This is a genomic window from Plasticicumulans sp., from assembly GCF_035331805.1.
GTDB lineage: Bacteria > Pseudomonadota > Gammaproteobacteria > Competibacterales > Competibacteraceae > Plasticicumulans.
In genome coordinates this window covers 1-4260 of the sequence record NZ_DAOLKE010000303.1, presented here as the reverse complement: position 1 = coordinate 4260, position 4260 = coordinate 1, and the positions used below count along the sequence as shown (strand labels likewise).

Sequence of the window (4260 nt, the reverse complement as noted above, 5' to 3'; positions counted from 1 at the left end):
GCGGCGCATGCACCTCGACGGCCGGCAGATGGTCATCGTGCCGCTGAAGGTCTGAGTCCTGGGCCGATCCGCCTTCCCGCGGGGCGGCCCCTGCGGCCGTCCCGATTGAACCCGAAATTGCCTCTGGCCGTGGAGAACCGTGTCGATGGCCCTGCTCGAAGGCATCCACATCCGCAATTACCGCGCCCTGCACGATGTGAGCCTCGGCAAGCTGCCGGATCAGCGCAAGGCCGAGAAACTGCCGAAACTGATCGCGGTCATCGGCCCGAACGGCTCCGGAAAGTCCAGCATCATGGATGCCATGGGCTTCATCGGTGACTGCCTGCAACTCGGGGTCGAAGAAGCCTGCGACCGGCCGCACCGCGGGGGTTTCGAGCGCCTGCGCACACGCGGCTGCCATGCACCGATCGGCTTTGAGCTGTATTACCGGGAATCCCCGAAAGGCCGGCCGATCAGCTACACGCTGGAAATCGACTGCAACGAGGCCGGCCGGCCACATGTCGTGTTCGAGCAGCTGCGCCAGGCCCGCAGCGGCAAGGTGCACGGTCGCCTGTTCCCGTTCGTCGAATTACGCAACGGCGCCGGCTACGCCTGGGCGGGGGAAGCCACCGAAACCGGCGAAGGCGAACGGCGCGAGGAAGTCCGGCTGACCGACAGCCAGCAGCTCGGCATCACCGTCCTCGGCCAGATCGCCGAACACCCGCGCATCACGGCATTCCGCGACTTCCTGCGCGGCTGGTACCTCTCGTACTTCGTGCCGGAACTGGCTCGTGGCCTGCCGACGGCGGGTGCGCACAAGCATCTGAATCGCACCGGCGAGAATCTCGCCAATTACGTGCAGTTCCTCGAACGCAACCACCCTGATCGTTTCGGCGAGGTGCTGAAGCGGATCGAGCGCAAGATTCCCGGCATCAGGAACATCCGTCACGAGCGCCAGAAGGACGGCAGGCTGCTGCTGCAGTTCAACGAGCGGGGTTATGAAGACCCGTTTTACGCCGCCGACATGTCCGACGGCACCCTGAAGATGTTCGCGTACCTGCTGCTGATGGAAGACCCGGAGCCGGCGCCGCTGGTCGGTATCGAGGAGCCGGAAAACGGCCTGCATCATCAACTGCTGGAAACCCTGGCCAGCGAATTGCGCCGTTACGCGCGCAGGGAAACCGGCCCGCAGGTGTTCGTGACCACCCATGCCCCCTATTTCGTCGATGCGCTGAAGCCCGAGGAGGTCTGGGTTGTGACGAAGGGAAATGACGGATTCAGTACGGTCGCGCGGGCAGCGGATCTGCCGGGCGTGCGCGAGATGCATGCCGAGGGGCTGCCGCTTGGCAGCCTCTGGTACAGCAACCATTTCGGGCGGGGGAATCCCTGAATGCTGCTGGAAGTGCTGGTGGAAGGTGGTGCCGATGTGCCGGCCGTGCGGGAAGTGCTGAAACGACGCTTCGGACTCACCGAGGATCAGGATTTCCGCATACACCCGCACAAGGGCAAGGGGCAGCTGCCGGTGAATCCGCAGAAAAGACCGGACCCGAAACAGCGCGGACTGCTCGACCAGCTGCCGGCCAAGCTGCGCGGGTACGCCCACGTACCCGACTGTGCCGTGGTCGTGCTGGTCGATGCCGATGATGAGGATTGCCGCACCCTGAAGGCCAGTCTGGCAGCCATGCTGGCCGCTCTCGACCGGCGTCCGGCCCATGTGCTGCTGCGCATCGCGATCGAGGAAACCGAATCCTGGCTGATCGCCGAACCGGAAGCCGTCCGCCGCGCCCATCCGCATGCGCGCCTCGGCAAGCTGCGCAAACTCAAGGCGGATGCCGTCTGCGGCGCCTGGGAGCGACTGGCCGAGGCCCTTGGACTGCGACCGGCCGACTGCAACGGGCAGGACAAGTACGCCTGGGCCGAGACGATCCTGCCGCAGCTCGATCTGGACGCTCCCCGTTCCCCGAGCCTGCAGGCCTTCATCACCGGCATCGAGCGCTTGCGCACTGCCACGGATCCTGCCCCGGGACAGCCAGCCCGATGACGGACGTTCGTGACACGCCGGACGGCGCCCTGTCGATGCAGCGTGTCCGTTCCGGCAGCCCAGCCAGCGGTGCAAGAGAAAAAATGCCATCAGATCAACACCTCAGGATCGGAATCGACCTGGGCGGCACAAAGATTCAATGTGGATTCTAGCGGACTGGAACGGAAGCAACTGACCGCATAAGCGGCTGAATTTCAGCGTCTTATATTCCATTCCAGTCTTTGCAGTTCCGTACGCATCCGCCTATTTTGTGTGCTAGACCGGCAGCCATACACACATGCCGCAAGAGCTAGCCACACATGACCAGCGACTCACCACCGACCAAACGCCGCAAGTTCGAGGCACTGAACGATGCCCAACTGCGCGCATGGATTCGCGCGGGCGAAGCCATCGTTCGCGCCGATGGGCGCGGGCTGACCTTCTCGCTGTCGAAGGCCGGCACTGCCGTATGGTCACTGCGCTACCGCTTCGGTGGGCGGGCACGGGAAGTCACCCTTGGCCGGTATCCGGAGATGGGGCTTGCGCTGGCCAGAACCGAGGCGCTGAGGCTGCTTCTCGAAGTCGGCAAGGGCATTGACGTAGCCATCGCCAAGCAGGAAGCGAAGAAGGAAGCCGCGCGCCGCTGGACCTTCGAGCGGCTGTTCGACGACTTCCTGCAAAAGCGCAGCGGGGACTACCGCCCCAACACGCTGGACGAGATCAAGCGGTATGCGGTCAAGGACATCCTGCCGCGCATCGGCAGCATGCATGCCGACGCCATCACGCCGGCCGACGTATGCACGATGATCGAGGAAGTAGCCGAACGCTCGAAGTCCGTTGCGCGCCGGCTGTTTGAAATCCTGTCGGTCGCGTTCGATCACGGCGTTCCGCGCCGGCTGCCGGCGAACCCCTGCCGCGTGCTCAACGTGTCATCCATCGTCGGCACGCAGCAGCGGCGCGAGCGCGTGAAGCTCACCCTCGACGAACTGCGCGCCGCGCTCGCCGCGCTGCCGGGACTCGGGCGTGACAACGAATTGGCCGTGCGCGTCCTGCTGGCAACCGCCGTGCGCAAAGGCGAGTTGATCCGCGCCCGCTGGAGCGAGGTAGACATCGACGCCGGCCTGTGGCGGATCACGGACGAGAACAGCAAGACCGGCGCCGGCTTCGTGGTGCCGCTGTCACCGATCGTTGCCGACTGGTTCCGGGAACTGCGCGAGCTGGCAGACGGCTCGCTCTGGGTGCTGCCATCGCGCAATGCCTCCTACCGCGGCCGGCGCCGTGGTGAGGATCACATTGGCGAGACAACCCTGAATGCCGCGCTGGTGCGGCTCGGGGCGAAAGATGTTCGCGACTTCTCGCCGCATGACCTTCGAGCAACCGCCCGCAGCTATCTGACCGACGAACTCGGGGTGGACGTGATCGTCGCTGAGCGATGCCTGAATCACGCGCTCGGGGGGCTGGTGGGCGTCTACGACAAGTCCGATTACCTGACGCACCGGCGCGCGGCACTGGCCCTGTGGGCGCAGTTCATCGCCGATGCCGAACAGCCGCGCGCAGCCAATGTGCTGCCGCTTGTCCGCCCCGGCCGGTAGCCGGGAAGCGGGCACGGCGACTGCTACCAACAGACCGCCGCGCCCTTGCCACGCAACCGCCTGACCAAGAGGCGATCAACATGACCAGCAACCACGGTAACACCGCCACCCCGGCCACGGCCGACAGCCTTGCCGCTGCCCGCCTGCGCATCGAGCTGATACGGGAGGTTCTTGCCATGACTCCGGAGGAGATCAGGCGCGCCTGCTGGAGGCTCGGAGTCACTTCGACATCGGCCACTGCTGCGCCGTGGCGCGGGCGCCCCTCGCTTCGCGTTGCCTATCTGCGCCGCCGGCAGGCACTGAGGGCCGCCGCATGAGCACGCCGGCCGCTGACCTCACCCTGCTGGCGCACCGCGCCGAATCCGTGCGCGCACTGGCCAATACCGTTCACGCGCTGCTGCTGGCCGGCGAGCGTGCGGACTTCGAGCCGCTGGCCAGCCCGCGCAACCTGCAAGGACTGCTCGCAGCACTCGCTGATCTGGCCGGCGAGATCGAGGCCGCGACCGGCGCCATCGCCGACGCCGAAACGCTCGGTCGCCTGCGCTGGGTGCCGGCCGATACCGAGGAACGCAGCCATGAGTGAACGCCGCCCGCCAGACACGCCGGAGGACGGCTTCATCCCTGACCCGGACCTGTCCGGCAGGGCGCTGAGCGTCGATGCCGTGCTCT

At 66.1% G+C, this 4260-nt stretch carries 5 protein-coding genes; all 5 read left to right on the top strand.

Features of this window, described 5'->3' with window-relative positions; genetic code table 11:
- The first annotated feature begins 145 nt into the window (after positions 1-145).
- Positions 146-1369: an AAA family ATPase gene (locus PKE44_RS15725; RefSeq protein ID WP_324553011.1), complete on the top strand. Its 1224-nt coding sequence runs from the start codon at positions 146-148 to the stop codon at positions 1367-1369.
- On the top strand, positions 1370-2020 hold the full coding sequence (locus PKE44_RS15720) for a DUF4276 family protein (protein ID WP_324553008.1): 651 nt from the start codon (positions 1370-1372) through the stop codon (positions 2018-2020).
- Between the two features lie 299 nt (positions 2021-2319).
- The gene (locus PKE44_RS15715; RefSeq protein ID WP_324553005.1) at positions 2320-3591 is read left to right on the top strand and encodes a tyrosine-type recombinase/integrase; all 1272 of its coding nucleotides are present in this window, start codon (positions 2320-2322) and stop codon (positions 3589-3591) included.
- Positions 3592-3671: 80 nt separating this feature from the next.
- The gene (locus PKE44_RS15710; protein WP_324553002.1) at positions 3672-3908 is read left to right on the top strand and encodes a hypothetical protein; all 237 of its coding nucleotides are present in this window, start codon (positions 3672-3674) and stop codon (positions 3906-3908) included.
- Positions 3905-4174: a hypothetical protein gene (locus PKE44_RS15705; RefSeq protein ID WP_324552999.1), complete on the top strand. Its 270-nt coding sequence runs from the start codon at positions 3905-3907 to the stop codon at positions 4172-4174. Before PKE44_RS15710 ends, PKE44_RS15705 begins: the two co-directional genes overlap by 4 nt.
- Positions 4175-4260: the final 86 nt, after the last annotated feature.

Bases quoted from the DNA above. Each gene is read 5' to 3' on its own strand.
- PKE44_RS15725 (WP_324553011.1), top strand. From the start codon at position 146: ATGGCCCTGCTCGAAGGCATCCACATCCGCAATTACCGCGCCCTGCAC.
- PKE44_RS15705 (WP_324552999.1), top strand. From the start codon at position 3,905: ATGAGCACGCCGGCCGCTGACCTCACCCTGCTGGCGCACCGCGCCGAA.
- PKE44_RS15720 (WP_324553008.1), top strand. From the start codon at position 1,370: ATGCTGCTGGAAGTGCTGGTGGAAGGTGGTGCCGATGTGCCGGCCGTG.
- PKE44_RS15715 (WP_324553005.1), top strand. From the start codon at position 2,320: ATGACCAGCGACTCACCACCGACCAAACGCCGCAAGTTCGAGGCACTG.
- PKE44_RS15710 (WP_324553002.1), top strand. From the start codon at position 3,672: ATGACCAGCAACCACGGTAACACCGCCACCCCGGCCACGGCCGACAGC.